19 protein-coding genes are annotated in these 20497 nt (G+C 68.6%); 14 read left to right on the top strand and 5 right to left on the bottom strand.

Features of this window, described 5'->3' with window-relative positions:
* Positions 1-102: 102 nt before the first annotated feature.
* The 5 genes from AB0H62_RS15775 to AB0H62_RS15755 all read left to right on the top strand — a co-directional run bounded on the left by AB0H62_RS15775 (position 103) and on the right by AB0H62_RS15755 (position 6058).
* Positions 103-1170: a cupin domain-containing protein gene (locus AB0H62_RS15775; protein ID WP_220246922.1), complete on the top strand. Its 1068-nt coding sequence runs from the start codon at positions 103-105 to the stop codon at positions 1168-1170.
* Positions 1167-2021, top strand: a complete 855-nt coding sequence (locus tag AB0H62_RS15770) for a fumarylacetoacetate hydrolase family protein (RefSeq protein ID WP_360586608.1) — start codon at positions 1167-1169, stop codon at positions 2019-2021. The genes AB0H62_RS15775 and AB0H62_RS15770 overlap by 4 nt, the downstream gene beginning before the upstream one ends.
* Positions 2018-2794, top strand: a complete 777-nt coding sequence (locus AB0H62_RS15765; RefSeq protein WP_360586606.1) for a maleylpyruvate isomerase family mycothiol-dependent enzyme — start codon at positions 2018-2020, stop codon at positions 2792-2794. Before AB0H62_RS15770 ends, AB0H62_RS15765 begins: the two co-directional genes overlap by 4 nt.
* A gap of 194 nt (positions 2795-2988) precedes the next feature.
* The gene (locus AB0H62_RS15760) at positions 2989-4440 is read left to right on the top strand and encodes a UbiD family decarboxylase (protein ID WP_220242417.1); all 1452 of its coding nucleotides are present in this window, start codon (positions 2989-2991) and stop codon (positions 4438-4440) included.
* A gap of 31 nt (positions 4441-4471) precedes the next feature.
* Entirely contained in the window at positions 4472-6058 is a 1587-nt protein-coding gene (locus tag AB0H62_RS15755) for an MFS transporter (RefSeq protein WP_220242416.1), read from the top strand.
* A gap of 198 nt (positions 6059-6256) precedes the next feature.
* Here AB0H62_RS15755 and AB0H62_RS15750 read toward each other — a convergent pair whose 3' ends face one another.
* Complete coding sequence (locus tag AB0H62_RS15750) at positions 6257-7234, bottom strand: LysR family transcriptional regulator (protein WP_220242415.1); 978 nt, start codon at positions 7232-7234, stop codon at positions 6257-6259.
* Positions 7235-7367: 133 nt separating this feature from the next.
* On the opposite strand from AB0H62_RS15750, the gene AB0H62_RS15745 reads away from it, so the two are divergent.
* Together AB0H62_RS15745 and AB0H62_RS15740 are read left to right on the top strand one after the other, a co-directional pair.
* The gene (locus tag AB0H62_RS15745) at positions 7368-8978 is read left to right on the top strand and encodes a thiamine pyrophosphate-binding protein (protein ID WP_220242414.1); all 1611 of its coding nucleotides are present in this window, start codon (positions 7368-7370) and stop codon (positions 8976-8978) included.
* Positions 8979-9052: 74 nt separating this feature from the next.
* The gene (locus tag AB0H62_RS15740; protein ID WP_220242413.1) at positions 9053-9760 is read left to right on the top strand and encodes an amino acid racemase; all 708 of its coding nucleotides are present in this window, start codon (positions 9053-9055) and stop codon (positions 9758-9760) included.
* A 44-nt stretch (positions 9761-9804) separates the two neighbouring features.
* On the opposite strand, the gene AB0H62_RS15735 is transcribed toward AB0H62_RS15740, so the two are convergent.
* Positions 9805-10731 (bottom strand): LysR family transcriptional regulator, encoded by a 927-nt coding sequence (locus tag AB0H62_RS15735; protein WP_220242412.1) that lies wholly within the window; start codon positions 10729-10731, stop codon positions 9805-9807.
* A 117-nt stretch (positions 10732-10848) separates the two neighbouring features.
* On the opposite strand from AB0H62_RS15735, the gene AB0H62_RS15730 reads away from it, so the two are divergent.
* The 7 genes from AB0H62_RS15730 to AB0H62_RS15700 all read left to right on the top strand — a co-directional run bounded on the left by AB0H62_RS15730 (position 10849) and on the right by AB0H62_RS15700 (position 18283).
* A complete protein-coding gene (locus AB0H62_RS15730) occupies positions 10849-11955 on the top strand; it encodes a hypothetical protein (protein WP_220242411.1) in 1107 nt (368 codons plus the stop codon).
* A gap of 47 nt (positions 11956-12002) precedes the next feature.
* Positions 12003-12557 carry a UGSC family (seleno)protein gene (locus AB0H62_RS15725; RefSeq protein ID WP_360586602.1) on the top strand — a complete coding sequence of 185 codons (555 nt, stop codon included), beginning with the start codon at positions 12003-12005 and terminating at the stop codon, positions 12555-12557.
* A gap of 18 nt (positions 12558-12575) precedes the next feature.
* Complete coding sequence (gene trxB / locus AB0H62_RS15720) at positions 12576-13583, top strand: thioredoxin-disulfide reductase (protein ID WP_360586600.1); 1008 nt, start codon at positions 12576-12578, stop codon at positions 13581-13583.
* Positions 13583-14761 carry an acyl-CoA dehydrogenase family protein gene (locus tag AB0H62_RS15715; protein WP_360586598.1) on the top strand — a complete coding sequence of 393 codons (1179 nt, stop codon included), beginning with the start codon at positions 13583-13585 and terminating at the stop codon, positions 14759-14761. The genes trxB (AB0H62_RS15720) and AB0H62_RS15715 overlap by 1 nt, the downstream gene beginning before the upstream one ends.
* Entirely contained in the window at positions 14758-15876 is a 1119-nt protein-coding gene (locus tag AB0H62_RS15710) for a CoA transferase (protein ID WP_360586596.1), read from the top strand. Before AB0H62_RS15715 ends, AB0H62_RS15710 begins: the two co-directional genes overlap by 4 nt.
* Before the next feature lie 118 nt (positions 15877-15994).
* Positions 15995-17341 carry an MFS transporter gene (locus AB0H62_RS15705; RefSeq protein ID WP_360586594.1) on the top strand — a complete coding sequence of 449 codons (1347 nt, stop codon included), beginning with the start codon at positions 15995-15997 and terminating at the stop codon, positions 17339-17341.
* A 48-nt stretch (positions 17342-17389) separates the two neighbouring features.
* Complete coding sequence (locus AB0H62_RS15700; protein WP_360586592.1) at positions 17390-18283, top strand: LysR family transcriptional regulator; 894 nt, start codon at positions 17390-17392, stop codon at positions 18281-18283.
* Positions 18284-18331: 48 nt separating this feature from the next.
* Here AB0H62_RS15700 and AB0H62_RS15695 read toward each other — a convergent pair whose 3' ends face one another.
* From AB0H62_RS15695 to trxB (AB0H62_RS15685), 3 genes are read right to left on the bottom strand one after another with little or no spacing between them, the layout of a single operon-like run.
* Positions 18332-19192, bottom strand: coding sequence for a 3-hydroxybutyryl-CoA dehydrogenase (locus AB0H62_RS15695; protein ID WP_360586590.1), 861 nt, complete (start codon positions 19190-19192; stop codon positions 18332-18334).
* Positions 19189-19533: a thioredoxin gene (trxA, locus tag AB0H62_RS15690; RefSeq protein ID WP_360586588.1), complete on the bottom strand. Its 345-nt coding sequence runs from the start codon at positions 19531-19533 to the stop codon at positions 19189-19191. The genes AB0H62_RS15695 and trxA overlap by 4 nt, the downstream gene beginning before the upstream one ends.
* Positions 19534-19568: 35 nt before the next feature.
* Positions 19569-20495 (bottom strand): thioredoxin-disulfide reductase, encoded by a 927-nt coding sequence (gene trxB, locus AB0H62_RS15685; protein ID WP_360586587.1) that lies wholly within the window; start codon positions 20493-20495, stop codon positions 19569-19571.
* Positions 20496-20497 lie beyond the last annotated feature (2 nt).

The following is a 20497-nucleotide window of genomic DNA, read 5'->3' as shown; positions in this document are numbered from 1 at the left end:
GAAGACTCTGCCTACGCTCCGGGAAGACCGCCGAACACCAGAGGAGCGCGCATGTCCCCGGAGACGGAGCAGGTGATCGGCCGTGGCCCGGCCGCGAACGAGATGACCAGTGGGGAAAGTCCGGAGCTGGCCGAGCTGTACCGGGACTTCGAGTCCGAGCACCTCATTCCACTGTGGACGCAGATCGACGACCTCATGCCGATGCACCCGAAACCGAAGGCGCTGCCGCACGTGTGGCGGTGGTCGACGCTCTACCCCCTGGCGCAGCGTGCCGGTGAGCTGGTGCCTGTCGGGCGTGGCGGTGAGCGCCGCGCCATCGCGCTGGCCAACCCCGGCCTCCCCGGTCTCGCCTACGCGAGCCCGACCCTGTGGGCGGCGATCCAGTACCTCGGCCCGAAGGAAGTGGCGCCCGAGCACCGGCATTCCCAGAACGCCTTCCGCTTCGTCGTGGAGGGTGAAGGCGTGTGGACGGTCGTGGACGGTGATCCGGTGCGCATGTCCCGCGGCGATTTCCTGCTCACCCCCGGCTGGCGCTTTCACGGCCACCACAACGAAACCGACCAGCCGATGGCCTGGATCGACGGTCTGGACATCCCGTTCACGCACTACGCCGACGTCGGCTTCTTCGAGTTCGGCGCGGATCGGGTCACCGACGACGCGACGCCGAACTTCTCCCGCAGCGAGCGGTTGTGGGGACACCCGGGTCTGCGTCCCCTCTCCGGGCTGCAGGACACGGTGTCCTCACCGATCGCCGCCTACCGCTGGGTACACACCGACGCGGCGCTGACCGAACAGCTCCTGCTCGAGGACGAGGGCCAGCCGGCGACCGTCGGGCCGGGCCACGCCGCGGTGCGCTACGTCAACCCGACCACCGGCGGCGACGTGATGCCGACGATCCGGGCCGAGTTCCACCGGTTGCGAGCGGGCGTCGAGACGCGGGCGCGGCGCGAGGTCGGCTCCAGCGTGTTGCAGGTTTTCGAGGGTCGAGGTGAGGTGGTCCTGGACGGCGTCGAACACCGGCTGGAAAAGGGCGACCTGTTCGTCGTGCCCTCCTGGGTGCCTTGGTCCCTGCGCGCCGAGAGCGCGTTCGACCTCTTCCGCTTCTCGGACGCTCCGATCATGGAGCGCCTGCACTTCCACCGCACCCATGTCGAAGGAGAAGACCGATGAGACTGGCGACGATCCGGGTCGGCGGGACGACCGCCGCCGTGCGGATAACCGGCACCACGGCGATCGAGACGGGATTTACCGACGTCGGCGCCCTCCTGCGGGCGGGTGGCCTGGACGTGGCCGCAGCCGCGGACGGTGCGCGGCACGACTACGCCACCGCGGATCTCGCGCCGGTCGTGCCGCGGCCCGGCAAGATCGTGTGCGTGGGGCTGAACTACCGCAATCACATTCTCGAGATGGGTCGCGAGCTCCCGGAGTTCCCCACGTTGTTCGCCAAGTACCCCGAAGCGCTGATCGGGCCGCGTGACGAGATCCTGCTGCCGCCGGAATCCGACCGGGTCGACTGGGAAGGTGAGCTCGCGGTCGTCATCGGCACGAGCGTGCGCCGGGCCTCGGCCGAAGAAGCGGTGTCGGCCATCGCCGGGTACTCGGTGCTCAACGACGTCACCATGCGCGACTACCAGTACCGCACGGCCCAGTGGTTCCAGGGCAAGACGTGGGAGAACAGCACGCCACTCGGGCCGGTGCTCGTGACACCGGACGAGCTGGCCCCCGGCGCCCAGCTGGTCACGTCGGTCGACGGCGAGGAACTGCAGCGGACCCCGCTCGACGACCTCGTGTTCGACGCCGTGGAACTGGTGCGCTACATCTCCACGATCGTCACCTTGCAGCCGGGTGATGTCATCGCCACCGGAACCCCCGGTGGTGTGGGGCACGCGCGCAAGCCCCCGCGCTACCTCGCACCAGGGCAGACGCTGACCACGCGCATCGACGGAATCGGAGAGCTGGTCAACGTCGCGGCGGCGGAAAAGGTGAGCGGCGGGCCGGAACGAGCCGCGGCCGGCGCATGAGCGTCACCTCCGAGGACGCGGCGCGCGCGGCCCTGCGGGAACGGCAGGGGCCCGGAGCCCGCTACGACTCGCCCCACGCGCCCGCCCGCGAACTGCTCTGGGCCCGGCGGGGCACGGCCTACTTCGCCCGCAAGCTCGGCGAACTGTCCGACGCCGAGCTCGACGAACCCAGCCTGCTGCCGGGCTGGTCCCGGCGGCACGTGCTCGCCCACGTCGGCTACAACGCCCGGGCGCTGACCCGGTTGCTCACCTGGGCGCGGACCGGTGCCGAGACCCCGATGTACGCCTCGGCGGAGCAACGGCTGTCGGAGATCCGCACGGGGGCCACCCTGCCGGCCCGCGCGCTGCGGAGCCTGGTCGCTCACGCCGCCGCACACCTCGACACCGAGTGGCGCGACCTGCCGGACACTTCCTGGGACGCGGAGGTCCGCACCGCGCTGGGCCGATCGGTGCCCGTTCGGGAGACGGCGTGGATGCGTACCCGCGAAGTGTGGGTGCACGCCCTCGACCTGAACAACGGCGCGACCACCCGGGAGTTCCCCGGCGAGCTGCTCGACGAGCTGCTCGCCGATGTGCTGCGGGGGTGGCGACGGCGGCAGGAGCCGGTGCACGTGGTGCTCGCCCCGACGGGCCGGGCGCCGATCGTCCTGGGTGAGGGTGGTACGACCGTTTCGAGTGGTCTGCCCGATCTCGTGCGCTGGGTGACCGGCCGCGGAACCGCCGGCTTGGTCGCGGAAAGTGGCGAGTTGCCAGAGCTTCCGCGCTGGTTCTGACCCTCTGCGTGGAACGAGAGAAGACTCCGGCGCGGATTCTGTGCCGGTCTACTGTGGACTTCGTGGGAATTTTTCCGCTTCGAGGCGGCCTGCCTCCGAAGTGAATCGTGCCGTCCCGCACAGAAGAATTGTGGGACGGCAAGATTCCGGGACCGGACGGGTTCAGCCTACCGTCGTGCCAAAAGGAGTGAGGCGTGTACAACGACTATCCCAAACCCCACGAGGACTTGCGAGAACTGGTCGACCGGATCGACAAGCTCGGCCAGCTCGTCCGGGTCCCCGAGGCTGATCCGGACCTGGAGCTGGGCACGTTGATCGAGCTGGTCGCCCACCGCGGCGGCGAGGGCGCTCCCGCGCTGCTGTTCGAGAAGCTCACCGGCGACGGCAAAGGTTTCCGCGTGCTCTCCGGAGCGACCAACTCCGCCCAGCGCCTGGCGTTGACCATGGGCTTCCCGCGGCCGGACCACCCGTTGGAAGCGGTGAATTCCTACCGCGAACGGATGCAGACCCACAAGCCGATTCCGCCGTCCGAAGTGGACAACGGTCCGGTGCTGGAGAACATCCTGCGCGAGGGCGAGATCGATCTGACCGCGATCCCGGCGCCACGGCTGCACGAGCTCGACGGCGGGCGCTACCTGGGCACCGACGACCTGGTCATCATGCAGGATCCCGACGACGGCTGGGTCAACATCGGCACGTACCGGGCGATGGTCCAGGGCCCGGATCGGACCGGGCTGTGGATCTCGCCGGGCAAGCAGGGCCGGCAGATCCGAGAGAAGTACTTCGCCCAGGGCAAGCCCTGCCCGGTGCTGATCTCCTGCGGCCACGACCCGTTGCTGTTCCTCGCTTCCGGCAACGAGCTGCGCTGGGGACTGTCCGAATACGACTACGCGGGCGGGCACCGCGGCGCCCCGATCGAGGTGGTCCGTTCCGAACTGTACGGACTGCCGATGCCCGCCGCCGCGGAGTTCGTGATCGAAGGTGAGCTGCATCCCGGCGAGACGGCGCCCGAAGGGCCGTTCGGCGAGTTCACCGGCTACTACGCCGGTGGCCGCAGCGAGCAACCGGTGGTCCGCGTTCGCCGCGTCTACCACCGGGACAACCCGATCCTCACCGTCGCGTCGCCGATTCGTCCGCCGTCGAACTTCTCCTACAGCAAGTGCGTGATGAAGGCCGGCATGGTGTGGGACGAGATCGAGCGTGCGGGCCTGTCCGGGGTGCAAGGCGTGTGGTGTCACGAGGCCGGCGCGGCCCGGATGTTCACCGTCGTCTCGATCAAGCAGGCCTACGCGGGGCACGCGAAGCAAGCCGCGCTGCTCGCCGCGTCGTGTCAGTCCAGCTCGTACCTGGGCCGTTTCGTGGTCGTCGTCGATGACGACATCGACCCCACCAACACCTTCGACGTGCTGTGGGCCATGTCCACGCGCTGCGATCCGGCCCAGGACATCGACCTGATCCGCGGGACGTGGAGCGGCCCGCTCGACCCGCGCCTCGATCGCGCGACCACCACGAACTCGCGCGCGCTGATCACCGCGGTCCGCCCGTTCGGCCGCGATTTCCCCGCTGTCGCGGAAGCCTCACCCGAGCTGCGCGACCGGGTCGCGGCCAAGTTCGCCGAGCTGCTCGACCGGCTGCCCACTTCCTGATCCTGGGACCGACGCTGAAAGGACAGCGGAGATGAGTTCCTCGACCTACGAACAGGACGGCGCCAGCGTGGTCGCCGTTCCGAAGTCAAGACCTGAGAAGAAACTGGGCTTCGCGACGTTGTTCGCGGCCTGCCTGGCGGTGTGCGTTGCCGAGATCACCATCGCGATGCCGACCGTCCTCAACGGACTCTTCCAGAGCCGGCTGCACGCCGACGGCAGCGAGATCGCCTGGATCACCGACGCCTCCCTGCTCCCGGTCACCGCGCTCGCCCTCACGTTCGGTGTGCTGGGCGACAAGTTCGGCCGCAAACGGCTCCTGGTGCTGGGTGCCGTGGCGCTCATCGCCGGGCACCTCGTGACGGCCACCGCCGCCGGAACGGCCCAGCTGTGGACCGGCAGGGCGATCGCGGGACTCGGTGCGGCCGCGCTGTTCCCCACCTCGCTGGCCGTGGTCGCCATCGGGACCCGCACAGGCCACGAACGCGCGCGCGGTGTCACGCTGTGGGCCGCATCGCTGGCCGCCGGCGCCGCGCTGGCCCCGGTGATCTCGGGGATCTCCGCCGACAACGGATCCTGGAAATGGGCGTTCGTCGTCGTGATCGTGCTGTCCGCGCTGAGCGGCGTCGTGAGCCTGTTCGCGGCGGACTCGCGTGCTCCCGAAGGCCGGTCCCTCGACTGGCCGGGCCAGATCACGATCGCGATCGGGTTGTTCGCGCTGATGTACGCGGTCATCCAAGGCGGGACGGACGGCTGGGGCAGCACGGCCGTGGTGGCGGCGTTCGTGATCGCCGCGGTGTTCCTCGCGCTGTTCGTGGTGGTCGAACTGCGTTCGCCGGCCCCCTTGCTCCGGCTCGACGTGTTCCGCAACCGGGCGTTCACGGTGTCGGCTTTCGTGACCGTGGTCGGCATGTTCAGCTTCGTGGCCACGGCCTACAGCACCAGCATCCGGCTCGGCCCGGTCCAGCACCAGAGCCCGCTGCTCGCCGCGGCCGCGTTCGTGGTCCTCAACGGGGTGACGCTCGTCGTCGCCCCGCTGACCTCCCGGCTGATCGAGCACGTCAGCCCGCGCTGGATCCTCAGCGGCGGTTTGCTGCTCACCGGCGCCGGCGATCTCTGGGCGTCGACGGTCTCCATCACGGACCGAAGCCTGGGCTCGCTGGTGGGGCCCCTGCTGGCGGTGGGACTGGGGTTCGCGCTGACGGTGACGTCGATCAGCGCGGTCGCGGTCAACACCGTGCCGGTGCGGCTCGCGGGCATGGCGAGCGGGGCGACCAGCCTGCTGCGGGACTTCGGATTCACCCTGGGCCCGGCCGTGATCAGCGCGGTGGCGCTGAGCCGGGCAGCGGGGGACTTCACCACCTCGCTCGCGGCCAGTGCGCTGCCGGCCCACGCCAAAGCAGCCGCCGCGGCCGTGGCGAAGGCGGGCGGTCCGCTGGCGGTGAACTCGGCCCCGCCGACGGCGCCCCACGCCGGAGCCGTTCCACTCGCCGTGGACGCGCTCGGACACGGCTACTCGCTCGGCTACCTCATCAGCGGTATCGCGGCCGTCGTCGCAGCCCTGCTCGCAGCGGCGACCCTGGGCCGCACGATCAAGCCGGCGGCGGAATCGGGGGAGTAGGCACAGGTCGTCCGGGCTGGACGGCCGAGCGGTGACCCCGCCCGGCCGTCTGCGCGGATTCTTCGAAACGGGCCTCTGCTTCGCGCTCGAAGCACCCCTGCAGCGCCCCGACTTGAGTGCCTCGCCGACCACGATCAGCCGATACGACAGCGCCACCTACGTCAACGGCAGCAAGTGCGTCTTCCCTCGTCCTGATGGTCAGGTCTTGCCCCCGTGGTCCGGGTGCGAAGTCCGCGCTGTTCGGAGCTGGGGGTGCCGCCGGATCAGGTCCACCAGATAGTCGGATGTCGCCTTCCGGGCGACGGTGACGAAGCCGGTGAGACTCGGGGATTGGTCGTCGGTGCGCCAGGCGAGGGCGAGCGGCCGGTACGGGAGCGGTTCCCGCAGCGGGATGAAGCGGACTCCGTGGCGGCCGAGGTTGACGAAGGAAGTCGGTAGGACCGCGATGCCGGTGCCTGCTGCCACCAGGGCGAGAATGGTCTGGATTCGTGAGGATTCCACGGCGACACGGGGCTGGATGTCGTGCCGGCGGAACAGCTCGACGACATCGGCGAACATTGTGGTGGCCGGGGTTCGGGTCCAGAGGACCAGTGGCTCGTCGGCGAGGAGCGCGGGATCGATCAGGCCCGCGCTGCCGAGCGGGTGTTCGTCCGGTACAACCGCGGCCAACGGGTCCTCGATGAGGGTCTCGACGGTGAGAGTGGGTTCGTCGACGGGGCCGCGGAGGAAGCCGATGTCGAGTTTGTGTTCGAGGAGCTGAGCCGTCTGCTCACGGGTGCCCAGCTCGGCCAGGTCGAGCGTGACGTCGGGATACTCGCGGCGATGCTCGCGGATGACGTAGGACAGCATGCTGTTGACCGCCGCCTGCAAGGCGCCGATCCGAACGTGGCCGAGGTGTCCGGTCGCCGCCCTGCGGGCTGCTGCGAACGCCCGCTCACTGTGCACGAGGGCAAGGCGTGCTTCCTGGAAAAGCGCCTCGCCGGCGTCGGTGAGTTCGATGGGCCGGCGCGAGCGATCGATGAGTTCGACGCCGAGCTGGTGTTCCAGCTTGCGGATCTGCTGGCTCAGCGGCGGCTGCGCGATGTGCAAGCGCTCGGCCGCTCGGCCGAAGTGACGTTCCTCCGCGACCGCGACGAAGTACCGAAGGAGGCGCATCTCGGGATCGGCCATGGTCATATCCACAGGATATGAGAGAAGACCGCATCTGTCTTGGACGGATAACTTTGCGGCGGTTAGCGTCGGGGTAGCCGGCGGGGGACACGGAGCCTCGGCTGACCCGCGAATCTCCGCAGCCCACGAGGGAAGTGACATGCAGCTCTACCGGGCCCTTGCCGCGGCATTGGTCGATCTGGAGATCCGTCCGATGTTCGGTGTGATGGGCGACGCGAACATGGCCTACGTGGCGGAGTTCCGGGAGCGCGGTGGAAAGTTCGTCGCCGCTGCGCACGAGAGCGGCGCGGTCGCCATGGCCGACAGCTGGTCACGGGCCACCGGCCGGGTCGGGATCGCGACGGTGACGCATGGGCCCGGATTGACCAATACGATGACCTCGCTCGTGGAGGCGGCGCGAAGCCGTAGCTCCGTACTGGTCCTCACCGGCGACACGCCCCCGGAGCCGACACATTTCCAGCGGCTTGACCTGTCGGCCTTCGCCGCGACGGCGGACGCCGGCTATGAGCGCGTCTATCGGCCGGAGACGCTGATCCGCGACCTCGAACGGGCGCTGCGGCGAACTCTGGCCGACCGGCGGCCGGTCGTGCTCAACATTCCGCACCGCATGCTGCAGTCGGACATCGAGGATCTCCAGGCCGTTCAACCGCCTGTCCGGCACGCCACGGCCACTCCCGGCGCGGAGCAACTCGACTCGGCGCTCGGGCTTGTCGCGGCGTCGAACCGGCCGGTCGTGCTCGCCGGCCGGGGCGCGGTCGTGTCGGGCGCGCGCGAATCGCTGACGGCGCTCTCCGACGTTCTCGCGGCCCCACTCGCGACATCGGTGCTGGCGAAGGACTTGTTCGTCGGGCATCCGGCAAATCTGGGAATCTGCGGCAGCCTCGCACACGGCCCCGCCGTCACGGCACTCGCCGAATCCGATTGCATCATCGCCTTCGGCGCGAGCCTCAACGTGTACACCTCCTCTCGGGGCGAGCTCTTCGCCGGGAAGAAAATCGTCCAGATCGATCACGATCCGAACCGGTTCGGCTGGTACACGGCGGTTGCGGAGACCGTCGTCGGCGACGCCCGCGAAGTGGCCTCGGCGATGGCTGCCGCATTGGGCGAGAGCGGTCATGCGCCGAACCGGGCGTGGCTGGAGAAGATCCGAACAGGACTGTCCGAATTCGAGCCCGGTGTGGACTTCGCCGACACTTCGGGCCATGACACCGTCGACATCCGAACCGCGGCCATCCGCCTGGACGGCCTGCTGCCGGCTCGGCGGAACATGGTGAGTGACAGCGGCCGGTTCGTGCATGCGGCGTGGCCGTACATCCACGTTCCCGATCCTCGTGGTTTCACCGCGATGGGCGGCTTCGGGGCCGTCGGTCTGGGCTTGGCCGGCGCCGTGGGTATGGCGTTCGCTCGTCCCGACGAGCCGACTGTCTGTGCCATCGGCGACGGCGGTTTCATGATGAATCCAGCGGAACTGGCCACCGCGGTACGCGAAAACCTCCCGCTCATCGTCTTGGTGTTCAACGACGGCGCGTACGGGGCCGAGTACCACAAACTGACGGCATACGGCATCGACCCCGCGCATTCCTTCATGTCCTGGCCCGATATCCGCGGTGTGGCGCAGGGACTGGGCGCGCGAGCGGTTTCCATCAGAAAGCTGGAAGAGCTGGACGAGGTCGAGAGTCTGACCGAGAACCTCGGTGGCCCCTTGGTGATCGACGTTCGACTGGATCCCACGGTCGACATCGCTTCGTGACGAGCAGGTCATCTCGGAGATCTTCGCTGAACGCGACTCGGCGGCCGGGAAGCCGTCCACACAGGAGTGTCGGAATGAAAAAGATCGGGATCGTCGGCGGCCTCGCCTGGCCGAGTTCGATCGTGTACTACCGTGTCATCAACGAGTTGGTCAGCCGGCGTCTTGGCGACGGTGGGCTGCACAGTGCGAACGTCGTGCTGGCCCAGACCGACTTCGAGGAGATGGAGCACCATCAGCGGCTCGGTCGCTGGGATCGGGTCGGCGATCTGCTGGCCATCCAGGGCAAGGTGCTGAAAGCCGCGGGGGCGGATTTTTTTCTGATTGCGTGCAACACCGTGCACACGGCCGCCGATCAGGTGGAGGCGGCCGTCGGGTTGCCGTTCGTCCACATCGTGGACCCGGCGGCTCGCAAGGTGCTCGAAGGAGGATTTCGCACCGTCGGGTTGCTCGGAAGCCGCTATACCATGGCCGGCAGCTATTTCACTGACCGACTGCGGCAAAAGTACGGTCGCGAGGTGTTGGTTGCCGAGGGCGACCACGCGGAGAACGTGCACAATGCCCTGTACGAGGAGCTGGCCAAGGGCATCTTCCTGCCCGGGACCCGACGCAAGTTCACTGCGGCGATCGCCGACCTGGTGGGTCGCGGCGCCGAGGTGATCATCCTCGGCTGCACCGAGTTCGGATTGCTCGTCGAACCTCAGGACAGTGCCGTGCCCGTCATCGACACGACGCTCGCGCACGCCGAAGCCGCGGTCGATCTGGCGCTCGCGTCGCGTCCCTGAGGCCAACGGCCGCGACGGACCCGCCGTGCCGATGGAACCTGCCGTCACGGTTCATCTATTGCTCCGTCGCTGAACTGTGTCCTCAGCAGATGGAAATGTTCCTCGATCAGCAGCTCTCGAAGCCGGTGAGCCGCGACGGGGAGGTAACGGCCGCGGACTCGGGCGATCCCGATCGTGCGCTGGGCACCGGAGTCGGCCAGCTCGGTCTCGGGCGGACTCCAGCGTCTCTCCGGCCCGACGGCCGGTGGCAGGACTGCGATGCCGAGGCCGGCGCCCACCAGCCCGCGCACAGTCGGTACGTCGGCTCCTTCGAACACGATCCTCGGCCGGACGTCGGCCTCGGCGCAGAGGGCGTCGGTGATCTGGCGCAGACCGTAACCGGTTTTGAGCGCGACGAAGGGGCGGTCCGCCACGTCGCGCAGCCGAACCGGTCCCTCGCCTCCGCCCGTGGGTTCGCCCGGAGGGGTCACCAGCACCAGTCGCTCGGTCCACAGTGGAGTCCACTCGACGCCCGGGCGAGCCGGATCGGGTGAGGTGAGACCGAGATCGACCTGCCCGCTCTCGAGCATCGCGACAACGTGTTCCGCACCGCCTTGGGACAGCAGGAACCTGACCGCGGGAAAGGTGGTGCGAAACTTCTGGACCAATCCTGGGATCAAGATCGGTCCGAGGCTGGGCACGAAGGCCAGGGCTACTTCTCCACGCTCGGGGTCTGTCGCGTCCGTGACGGCAGCACGACCTGCCTCCAGTGACCGCATCGCGTCTTCCACGTGTGCGCGGAACAGTTCGCCGTAGCGGTTGAGCCGCACGACTCTCCCTTGCCGGTCGAACAACGGGATTCCCAGCTCCTCTTCGACTCGGCCCACGGCCTTGCTGACCGCCGACTGTGACATGTGCCGGGCGTCGGCCGCCCGTCCGAAGTGCTCGGAGCGGGCGCACGCGAGGAAGACCTCCAGGTCTCGAAGCTCCATTGAGGACTCATTCCTACAGGGAACTGATTTGAAGAAAATCTTTCACTAGACGCAATGATAGGCCGCTTCTAGCGTTCGAGACAGACCCACAACAACGACGTGTGAAGGCAGGCAGTCATGACGCTGGCCCAGGAAGAGCGAAGCGCCGCCGGGCTCGTGGAGCACTACTTCGAGCAGCCGTGGAGCGACGGGCTTCCGGTTGTCCCGCCGACTCCCGAACTGGTCGAGCAGATGGTCGAGGCGCTGGGCGGTGACGGTTCGGTGGTCGAGGGGCGGGTTCCGCCCCGGTGGGGAACCCTGACCCGCCAGGTGCTCGCGGTGAACATGGTTCTGGCTGGATGCAAGCCCGAGTACGCGCCGGTGGTGAAGGCCGCGGTGCACGCCGTCTGCGAACCGCGCTTCAACCTCAACGGCCTGCAGGCGACCACGCACGTCACCTCACCACTCTTGGTGGTCAACGGACCGATCCGCACCGCGATCGGCATGAACTCCGGAGGCAACGTCTTCGGGTCCGGCAACCGGGCCAACGCGACGATCGGCCGCGCGATCCGGCTCGTCATGCTCGCGGTCGGCGGGGGAGTCCCCGGTGACCTCGACAAGAGCACGCTGGGGCACCCGGGCAAGTACACGTTCTGCATCGCCGAAAACGAGGAAGCGAGCCCGTGGGCTCCGTACCACGTCGAGCACGGCTTCGCCCCGGAAGACAGCACGGTGTTCGCGATCGCGGCCGAGGCTCCGCACAGTGTGACCAACCACGTGTCGGACGACCCCGAGGGCATCCTCGACAGCATCGCCTCCGGCATGCGCACCATCGCGCACAACAACAGCGTGCTCGGCGGCAGCTGCACGATCGTCATCGGCCCGGAGCACGCGGAAACGATCAACAAGCACGGTTGGACGCGGCACGACGTGCGCAGCTACCTGTGGATGAACAGCGCGAACAGGTTCGGCGAGATCGCGCACAACCACCGCCACGGCAAGGTCTACAACCGCAATCTGCCCAAGTGGTACCGCCGCGATCTCGATTCGCCGGCCCCGATCGTGGAGACGCCCGACGACCTGCACCTCTTCGTCGCGGGTGGCCTCGCCGGCCGCTTCTCGGCGGTCCTGCCCGGGTGGAGCCGGGCCACGGTGCCGGTGCTGCAGCCGATCGAGAACGTCCAGGGCGAACTCCCGAAGCTGGCTGACGGGCCGGACTGTTCCGACGGCACCTGCCGCCTCTGACGCCGACCGCCACGCCATCCACCGCACCCGAACGGAGAACGACCGACATGGATTCTTTCATCACCTTCGATCCGACCGGCAGCGTTGAGGCCGCAGCGCAGGAATGCGCCCCCCGCGTACCGGAGATCAAGGGCAGCCGGCTGGCCGTCCTCAACAACACGAAGTGGAACGCCTCCAAGCTGCTGCGCCAGTCCGTGGCCCAGATGGAAGAGCTCGGCGCGAAATTCGACATCGTGAACTTCTACGACAAGCACCACTTCTCCTCCGACGCCGAGCCGGCCCTGCTCGACCGGATCGCGGCCGAGAACGACATCGTGCTCACCGCGATCGGTGACTGCGGCTCGTGCACGTCCTCCTGCGTCAACGACGGCATCCAGATGGAGCTGCGTGGTCTTCCCGCCGCGGTCATCGTGACCACCGAGTTCGAGCGCGAAGCGACTCTGCAGAAGCGTGCGCACGGGATGGACGATCTGGAGCCGGTCGTGATCACCCACCCCATCTCGTCGCTCGCTCCGGACCTGTTGAGCGGCCGGGCCCGCGAAGTGGCCCCGCAGGCCCTGTCGATCTGGGTCACCGGCGCGCGTCCGGCCGCCGGCGCCTGACCTCGGATCGGAGTCGAGATGACAGACCAAACCGACGTTCTGATCGTGGGTGGCGGGCCGGCCGGCCTCACCGCCGCGATCTACACCGCACGGGCCGCCTTGACGGTGGTGGTTCTGGAGGGCGAGCCGTCCTCCACTTCGGACCAGCCCGGCGGCCAGCTGATGCTGACCACCGACGTGGAGAACTACCCGGGATTCCCGAACGGGGTGACCGGCCCGCAACTGATCACGGATCTGCGCGAGCAGGCCACCAAGTTCGGTGCTCGTCTCGTTCCGGGCAAAGCCGCCCGGGTCAAACTGGACCGATCGCCGTTCCACGTCGAGGTCAGCGGCGACGCCGGTGCGTTCAGCGCGCGCTCGGTGATCGTCGCGACCGGTTCGCGAACCAGGATGCTCGGGCTTCCCCGCGAGCAGGACCTCGTCGGGCGCGGCGTGTCGACCTGCGCCACGTGCGACGGATTCTTCTTCCGCGGCCACGACATCGCCGTCGTCGGCGGGGGAGACTCCGCGCTGGAGGAGGCGCTGTTCCTGTCGAGGTTCGCGCGTTCGGTCACGATCATCCACCGCCGCGACGAGCTCCGGGCTTCGAAGATCCTGCAGGCGAGGGCTGAGCGAGAGCCCAAGATCACGGTGCGGTGGAACAGCGTCCTCGACGAGTTCGTCGGAAACGATCGTCTCGAGGGCGTGCGGCTGCGTGACACCACGACCGGCAGCCACGACGTTCTTCCGGTCACCGGCCTGTTCCTGGCCATCGGCCACCTGCCCAACACCGCGGTCTTCGACGGGCAGCTGGAGCTGGACGACCTCGGTTACCTCGTCACCCGTTGCGGCTCGGCCACCACCGTGCCGGGCGTGTTCGCCTGCGGCGACGTGCAGGACCCGGTGTACCGCCAGGCGATCACCTCGGCCGGCAGTGGGTGCATGGCCGCGCTCGACGCCGAGCGGTGGCTCGAGGAGCTCGCCCATGACCTCGTGCCGGCCTCCGAGCTCGCCGAACCGGCGGCATCGACCTCAGGGAGTGTGTGATGACTGCCCCCAGCCCCGTCCGACCACTGGATCTCCTGGCACTCGACGAGGAAATCGGTGACGAGGAAAAGGACATCCGCGACGCCGTGCGGCGCTTCTGCGACGACCGGGTGCGGCCGCACATGGCGACCTGGTTCGAGCAGGCGCACCTGCCGATTCGCGACCTCGCCCGGGAACTGGGCGAGCTCGGCGTGCTGGGCATGCACCTGCAGGGGTATGGCTGCGCGGGCACGAGCGCCACTGCCTACGGATTGGCGTGCCACGAACTGGAGGCGGCCGACTCGGGGATCCGCAGCCTGGTCTCGGTCCAAGGATCCTTGGCCATGTTCGGCATCCACCGCTTCGGCTCCGAGGAGCAGAAGGGCCGGTGGCTCCCCGAGCTGGCCGCCGGCCGGGCCATCGGGTGCTTCGGCCTGACCGAGCCCGACTACGGCTCCAACCCCGCGGGCATGCGCACCAACGCCAAACGAGACGGCGACGACTGGATCCTCAACGGCACCAAGATGTGGATCACCAACGGGTCTGTCGCCGACGTCGCGGTGGTGTGGGCGCAGACCGACGAACGGATCCGGGGCTTCGTCGTGCCCACCGACGCCCCGGGATTCAGCGCACCCGAGATCACGCGGAAGATGTCGCTGCGCGCATCGGTCACGTCCGAGCTTGTGCTGGAGGACGTGCGGCTTCCCGCCGACGCCGTCCTGCCGGAGGCAGCCGGGTTGTCGGGGCCACTGACCTGCCTGAACGAGGCGCGGTTCGGGATCGTGTTCGGCGCACCCGGAGCGGCTCGGGAATGCCTGGAAACCGCGATCGACTACGCGATCAACCGCCCGGTTTTCGACCGCCCGCTGGCCGGTTTCCAGCTGACCCAGGCCAAGCTCGCCGACATGGCGGTCGAGCTGGACAAGGCCATGCTGCTCGCACTGCGGCTGGGCCGGCTCAAAGACGCCGGCCGGATCAGGCCGCACCAGATCAGCGTCGGCAAGCTGAACAACGTCCGCGAATCGCTCGCCATCGCCCGCCAGTGCCGAACCATTCTCGCCGCGAACGGCATCACCCTCGAGTACCCGGTGATCCGGCACGCCAACAACCTCGAGTCCGTCCTGACTTACGAGGGCACCTCCGAGATCCACCAGCTCACCGTCGGCCAGGCGCTGACCGGCATCGGGGCGTTCACGTGAGCGGCACCGGTGCACTCGGCGGCTTGCGCATCGCCGACTTCACCCGCGTCCTGTCCGGTCCCTACGCCACGATGCTGCTCGGCGACCTCGGCGCCGAAGTGATCAAGATCGAACGCCCGGGCGTGGGCGACGAAACCCGGTCGTGGGGACCGCCGTGGTACGAGGGCCAGGCCACCTACTACCTCGGCGCGAACCGCAACAAGTCGGTCGAAGGCGTCGACCTCGGCACCGAGCCGGGCCGCGCCCGGGCACGAGCGCTCATCGAACAGTCCGATGTGGTCGTGCAGAACTTCCGTCCGGGCACGATGGAACGCTTCGGCCTCGGCTACGCCCAACTCGCCGCCGAGCGGCCTGAGCTCGTGTACTGCTCGATCAGCGGCTTCGGGGCAGCGGGCGGCGCGGACCTGCCCGGCTACGACCTGATCGTCCAGGCGGCCGGCGGGCTCATGAGCATCACGGGCCCCGACGACGCGACGCCGATCAAGACCGGCGTCGCGCTCGTCGACGTGATCTGCGGCTTGCACGCCGTCACCGGAATCCTCGCCGCGCTCCGGCACCGCGACGAAACCGGTGCCGGCCAGCACATCGAGGTCAACCTGTTCTCCTCGTTGCTTTCGGCGCTCGCCAACCAGGCCTCCGCCTACGTCGCGACCGGGCACGTCCCCAAGCCGCTGGGCAACCGGCATCCCAGCATCGCGCCCTACGAGACGATGAAAACAGCGGACCGGCCGCTGGCCATTGCCGCCGCGAACGACAAGCTGTTCGCGGCACTGGCGCGGTCGATCGACCGGGCGGACCTGATCAGCGACGAGCGGTTCGCCACCAACCCCCAGCGGGTGCTCAACCGGCAGCAGCTCGTCAAGGAGCTCGAGCAGACACTGAGCCGGGCACCGGCGGACCACTGGTTCGACCTCCTGCGCGGGGCCGGAGTTCCCTGCAGTCCGATCAACGACCTGAACCAGGCCTTCGAGCTGGCCACCTCACTGGATCTCGACGCCGTCGTCTCGATCACGTGCCCCGACACCGGCACGCCCTACCCCCAGGTCGCCTGCCCGATCCAGCTGTCGCACACCCCGGCCACCTATCGCCGGGTACCACCGCCGTTGCCCGGCTAGGCCGGCCCGCTCCACCGCCACTTCTCACGCCATACCAGCCTGCACAGCCCACCCACGTCAGCGTCGACACCGGGGAGCGCGTAGCGCAACCGAGTGTCCTTCGCCAGGAGGACCACACATGGCAAGCTCAGCCACCACCGCCCGACGCCCGGCCCGGCAACTCCTCGCGGGCGCGGTCGGCCATTTCGTCGAATTCTTCGATTTCCTCATCTACTCGTACCTGGCGATCTACTTCGCCGGTCAGTTCTTCCCCTCGTCGTCCGGCTCTCAGCTGGTGCCCCTCCTGAGTGCATTCGGCGTCTTCGCCGCCGGCTTCCTCGTCCGGCCGATCGCCGGCCTGGTGATCGGTGTCTTCGCGGACCGCTACGGCCGTCGCGCGGCGATGACCATGAGTGTGTGGATGATGGGCGCGGCGAGCTTGCTCATCGCGATCACCCCCACCTACGCGCAAATCGGCATCGGCGCACCGATCGTGCTGGTCGTGGCGCGCATTCTCCAAGGCCTGTCCACCGGTGGCGAGTACACCGCGGCCGCCGCCTTCCTCGTCGAATCCGCGCCGGCGAACCGGCGGGGACTGTTCTCCAGTTTCATGTTCGTCAGTTCGAGCATCGGCAAGATGGTCGCGCTCGGCGTGGTGGCCTTGCTGGCCGGGGTGCTGGGCGATGACGCGATGCGCAGCTACGGGTGGCGCATTCCGTTCGCGCTCGGTGCCGTCATCGCGGTTGTCGCCTGGTGGATCCGGCACCGGTCCCAAGAAACCCTGGAGCAGGCCGAAACCTCGTCCGGAAAGGACACTCGGGCGGAGAAACCAGGGCTGTTCGAGGCGATGCGCCGGCACCCCGTGCAAACGGTGCAGGCGGTGGGGCTCGTCGCGGGCATCGGCGGCAGCGTGTACTTGTGGACGACCTACTTCCCCACGTACGCGAGCGTGATGACCGACCTCGGCGCCTCGGCGGCGATGGTCGCGAGCCTGATCGGACTGGCCGTCTACACCGTCGCCGCGCCCTTGGTGGGCCTGCTCGCCGACAGGATCGGCACGCGCCCGATCATGTACGCGTTCGCGATCTCCACCGCGGTCGGCACCGTGCCGCTCCTGCACCTGATGTCCGCGGGATTCGTCGGCGTCCTCGCCGCGCAGATCATCGGACTCCTGTTCACTTCTCTCGGCACTTCGATCATGGCCGCGGTTCTCGTGCAGATGTTCCCGCAACGCTTCCGCGTCGCCGGAATGGGCTTCCCCTACTCGCTCTCGATCGCGATCTTCGGCGGCACCGTCTCGACGATCGGGACCGCGCTGGCGAGCGCCGGCGCCGAGAACTGGTTCGGCTGGTACATCGCCGCGCTTTCGGTGATCACCCTGATCACCACGATCAGCCTGCCGCGCAACCGCCGCCACGGCGTGTCCGAGGAGCGACCCGCCGGCGATCACGCGGCCAGGCCCGGTCCGGTTCACATCGAGCCCTGACGCCACTGTCGCGACGTGCACCCCAACACCAGGTCCGAAGTGGACAGAATGGCGGCGGCACTGGCGCCCCGGCTGCTGCTGCTCGCGCTGCTCCACTCGGAGTGCAACATCACCGAGGCAGCGGACCGGCTGGGGATCCCGCAGCCGACTGCCAGCAGGTGGCTTGCACAGATGGGCGTCGACCTGGGTGCGCCCGTCGTCGTGAAGCACGGCCGCGGGGTACGACTCACCCGTGCGGGAGAACATCTCGTGCGCAGCGCCGTGTCCGCCGTCGCAGACCTGCGCAGTGGATGCCGCCAGGTCATAAATGAAGGCGATCCCGAGCGCGGCCAGGTGAACTTCGCCTTTCTGACCACGATGGGACAACGGCGGATTCCTGACCTGTTGCGCGCGTTCCGCCTCCAGCACCCGCACGTGCGGTTCGTCCTGTCCCAAGGATCGGGGGACGAGGTGCTCGCGCAGCTGGAGAGCGGGCAGTGCGACCTGGCATTGATGACCCGCCGGCACGACGAGACGCATCTCGCGCAGGTCGTCCTCGGCAAGCAGCCGGTCGTCGCCACGGTACCCGCGAGCCATCCACTGGCGCGGCGCGCGGGTATCCGGGTCGGCGACCTCGCTGACGAACAGTTCGTGGGGCTCAAAGAGGGCTTCGGCTTCCGGAAGTTCACCGATGAGCTCTGCCGCGCCGCCGGCTTCACTCCCCAGCAGGCGTTCGCGGGCGAAGAGGTCGACACCGTACGCAGGCTCGTCGCCGTGGGGCTGGGCGTGGCGCTGCTGCCTGCCGACGAGGACGCTGTGCCCGACGGAGCGACAGAGATACCGTTGATCCCCAGTGTCGATCGGGAGATCGCGTTGATGTGGCGAGTGGGGGACCGCGTCATCCCGGCTGTGGGCGCGTTTCGCGACCACGTCTTGAACACCTACGACGTCGTGGCACCCTGACCGAGTCGCCACGTGAGCCTGTTCTCGATCACGGGCGTGCGAGGCCGTTCAGGCGTAGGTGTAGAAACCGCGGCCGTTCTTGCGGCCGAGCAGGCCGGCATCCACCATGCGGGCGAGCAGCGGCGGCGGGGCGTACAGCGGTTCCTTGAACTCCTCGTACAGCGATTCGGCCACGGCTTGGGTGGTGTCGAGCCCGATCAGGTCCGCCAGGGCGAGCGGGCCCTGCGGGTGCGCGGCACCGCGGACCAGCCCTTCGTCGATGTCCTCCCGCGTGGCGAACCCGGACTCGAGCATCCGGATGGCCGCGAGAATGAAGGGGATCAGCAAGGCGTTGACCACGAACCCGGCCCTGTCCTGGGCCAGGATCGAACGCTTTCCGAGCATGTCCTCGACGAACGCCCGTGCGGCTCGCGTGGTCTCCTCGCCGGTCAGCAGGCTCGGCACGAGCTCCACCAAGGGCAGCACCGGCACGGGGTTGAAGAAGTGGATCCCGATGACGTGGGCGGGCCGGGTTGTCGCGGTGCCCAGCTTCATGATCGGGATCGACGACGTGTTGGAGGCGAGGACCGCGTCCGGTGCCTCGACGATCTTGTCCAGCTGCCGGAACACCTGCGCCTTGGCCGCTTCGTTCTCCAGGATCGCTTCGATCACGAGCGTGCGGTCTGCGAGCTCGTCCAGGCCGTCGACCACCCGGATCCGCTCCAGCACGTCGGCGGCGCTGGGAATCTTCCGCTTGCGCTCGGCCCGGTCGAGCGACGCCTCCAACCGCCGCCGTCCGGCATCCACCGCGGCGGAACCGGATTCGGCGACCACCGCGTCCAGCCCGGCTCGCGCGCAGACCTCCGCGATCCCGGCGCCCATCAGGCCGCACCCGACCACACCGACCATTTCCCCCGCTGCCGGCCTCATTCATCACCCGAGATCAGGACGGCGTCGAGCTCGTCCAGCAGCTCGGTTTTCGCCTTGGCGCCCACGATGCGGTGCACGATGTCACCGTCGCGGAACACGAGCATGGTCGGCAACGACAGGACGTGGAAGTCCTTGGCGGACCGCGGATTCGCGTCGACGTCGAGCTTGGCCACGGTGATCCTGTCGTGGTCCCCGGCGATTTCGTCGAGCACCGGGCCGAGCTTCTTGCACGGCCCGCACCAGGGTGCCCAGAAATCCACCAGGACGGGCCCGGGGCGGTTCAGGACGAGCTCGGCGAACGAGTCGTCGGTGACGGTGACTACGGTGGTGTTCTCGGACATGTCCACTTCCTGACGAGAGTCGGTTGACTGCAAGGTCATTCGATGCCGGCGAGGTGGCGTTCGACGTCGAGAGCGGCGCTGCAGCCGCTGCCGGCCGCGGTGATCGCTTGCCGGTAGGTGTGATCGACGAGGTCGCCGCAGGCGAAGACGCCGGGCAGGTCGGTCCGCGTCGATCGGCCCTGCGTCACCACGTACCCGGCCTCGTCGAGGGAAACCTGGCCGCGGACCAGGTCGCTGCGGGGCTCGTGTCCGATCGCGACGAACACGCCGCTCACGCGCAGGGTCGAGGCGGACCCGGTGACCGTGTCGCGCACCGCGAGACCGGTGACCTGTTCGGTGCCGGCGACGTCCTCGACCACGGCGTTCCAGAGGAACCGGATCTTGCTCTCGGCGAAAGCGCGCTGTTGCATGATCTTGGACGCCTTGAGTGTGTCTCGGCGGTGCACGACGGTCACGGTCTCGGCGAACCGGGTCAGGAACATCGCCTCCTCCAGCGCCGAGTCACCACCGCCGACGACCGCGATGTCCTGGTCCCGGAAGAAGAACCCGTCGCAGGTCGCGCACCAGGAAACGCCGTGCCCGGCGAGTCGGTCTTCGCCGGGCAGGCCCAGCCGGCGGTAGGCCGACCCCATCGCGAGGATGACCGTGCGGGCCCGCCACTGCCGCCCGCCGGCGGTGACCGTCTTGATCTCACCCGTCAGATCGACCTCGGACACGTCCTGGGCCAAGAGTTCGGCGCCGTACCGGCCCGCTTGCTTGCGCATGGTGTCCATGAGTTCGGGGCCCTGGATCCCGTCGGCGAAACCGGGGAAATTCTCGACCTCGGTGGTCTGCATGAGCGCGCCGCCGTACTGACTGCCTTCGAACACCACCGGCGCGAGGTTCGCCCGAGCGGTGTAGATCGCCGCGGTGTAGCCGGCGGGGCCGCCGCCGACGATGATGACGTTGCGGACCGAGTTCATGA

The sequence above is a fragment of the Amycolatopsis sp. NPDC050768 genome (genome assembly GCF_040654155.1).
Lineage (GTDB): Bacteria > Actinomycetota > Actinomycetes > Mycobacteriales > Pseudonocardiaceae > Amycolatopsis.
This window is presented reverse-complemented; position numbering and strand designations above follow the sequence as displayed.

What these genes read in the sequence shown, in the direction of transcription:
- AB0H62_RS15775 (WP_220246922.1), top strand. Translation starts at nt 103, where the DNA reads ATGACCAGTGGGGAAAGTCCGGAGCTGGCCGAGCTGTACCGGGACTTC.
- AB0H62_RS15770 (WP_360586608.1), top strand. Translation starts at nt 1,167, where the DNA reads ATGAGACTGGCGACGATCCGGGTCGGCGGGACGACCGCCGCCGTGCGG.
- AB0H62_RS15765 (WP_360586606.1), top strand. Translation starts at nt 2,018, where the DNA reads ATGAGCGTCACCTCCGAGGACGCGGCGCGCGCGGCCCTGCGGGAACGG.
- AB0H62_RS15755 (WP_220242416.1), top strand. Translation starts at nt 4,472, where the DNA reads ATGAGTTCCTCGACCTACGAACAGGACGGCGCCAGCGTGGTCGCCGTT.
- AB0H62_RS15750 (WP_220242415.1), bottom strand. Translation starts at nt 7,234, where the DNA reads ATGACCATGGCCGATCCCGAGATGCGCCTCCTTCGGTACTTCGTCGCG.
- AB0H62_RS15745 (WP_220242414.1), top strand. Translation starts at nt 7,368, where the DNA reads ATGCAGCTCTACCGGGCCCTTGCCGCGGCATTGGTCGATCTGGAGATC.
- AB0H62_RS15740 (WP_220242413.1), top strand. Translation starts at nt 9,053, where the DNA reads ATGAAAAAGATCGGGATCGTCGGCGGCCTCGCCTGGCCGAGTTCGATC.
- AB0H62_RS15735 (WP_220242412.1), bottom strand. Translation starts at nt 10,731, where the DNA reads ATGGAGCTTCGAGACCTGGAGGTCTTCCTCGCGTGCGCCCGCTCCGAG.
- AB0H62_RS15730 (WP_220242411.1), top strand. Translation starts at nt 10,849, where the DNA reads ATGACGCTGGCCCAGGAAGAGCGAAGCGCCGCCGGGCTCGTGGAGCAC.
- AB0H62_RS15725 (WP_360586602.1), top strand. Translation starts at nt 12,003, where the DNA reads ATGGATTCTTTCATCACCTTCGATCCGACCGGCAGCGTTGAGGCCGCA.
- trxB (WP_360586600.1), top strand. Translation starts at nt 12,576, where the DNA reads ATGACAGACCAAACCGACGTTCTGATCGTGGGTGGCGGGCCGGCCGGC.
- AB0H62_RS15715 (WP_360586598.1), top strand. Translation starts at nt 13,583, where the DNA reads ATGACTGCCCCCAGCCCCGTCCGACCACTGGATCTCCTGGCACTCGAC.
- AB0H62_RS15705 (WP_360586594.1), top strand. Translation starts at nt 15,995, where the DNA reads ATGGCAAGCTCAGCCACCACCGCCCGACGCCCGGCCCGGCAACTCCTC.
- AB0H62_RS15700 (WP_360586592.1), top strand. Translation starts at nt 17,390, where the DNA reads ATGGCGGCGGCACTGGCGCCCCGGCTGCTGCTGCTCGCGCTGCTCCAC.
- AB0H62_RS15695 (WP_360586590.1), bottom strand. Translation starts at nt 19,192, where the DNA reads ATGAGGCCGGCAGCGGGGGAAATGGTCGGTGTGGTCGGGTGCGGCCTG.
- trxA (WP_360586588.1), bottom strand. Translation starts at nt 19,533, where the DNA reads ATGTCCGAGAACACCACCGTAGTCACCGTCACCGACGACTCGTTCGCC.
- trxB (WP_360586587.1), bottom strand. Translation starts at nt 20,495, where the DNA reads ATGAACTCGGTCCGCAACGTCATCATCGTCGGCGGCGGCCCCGCCGGC.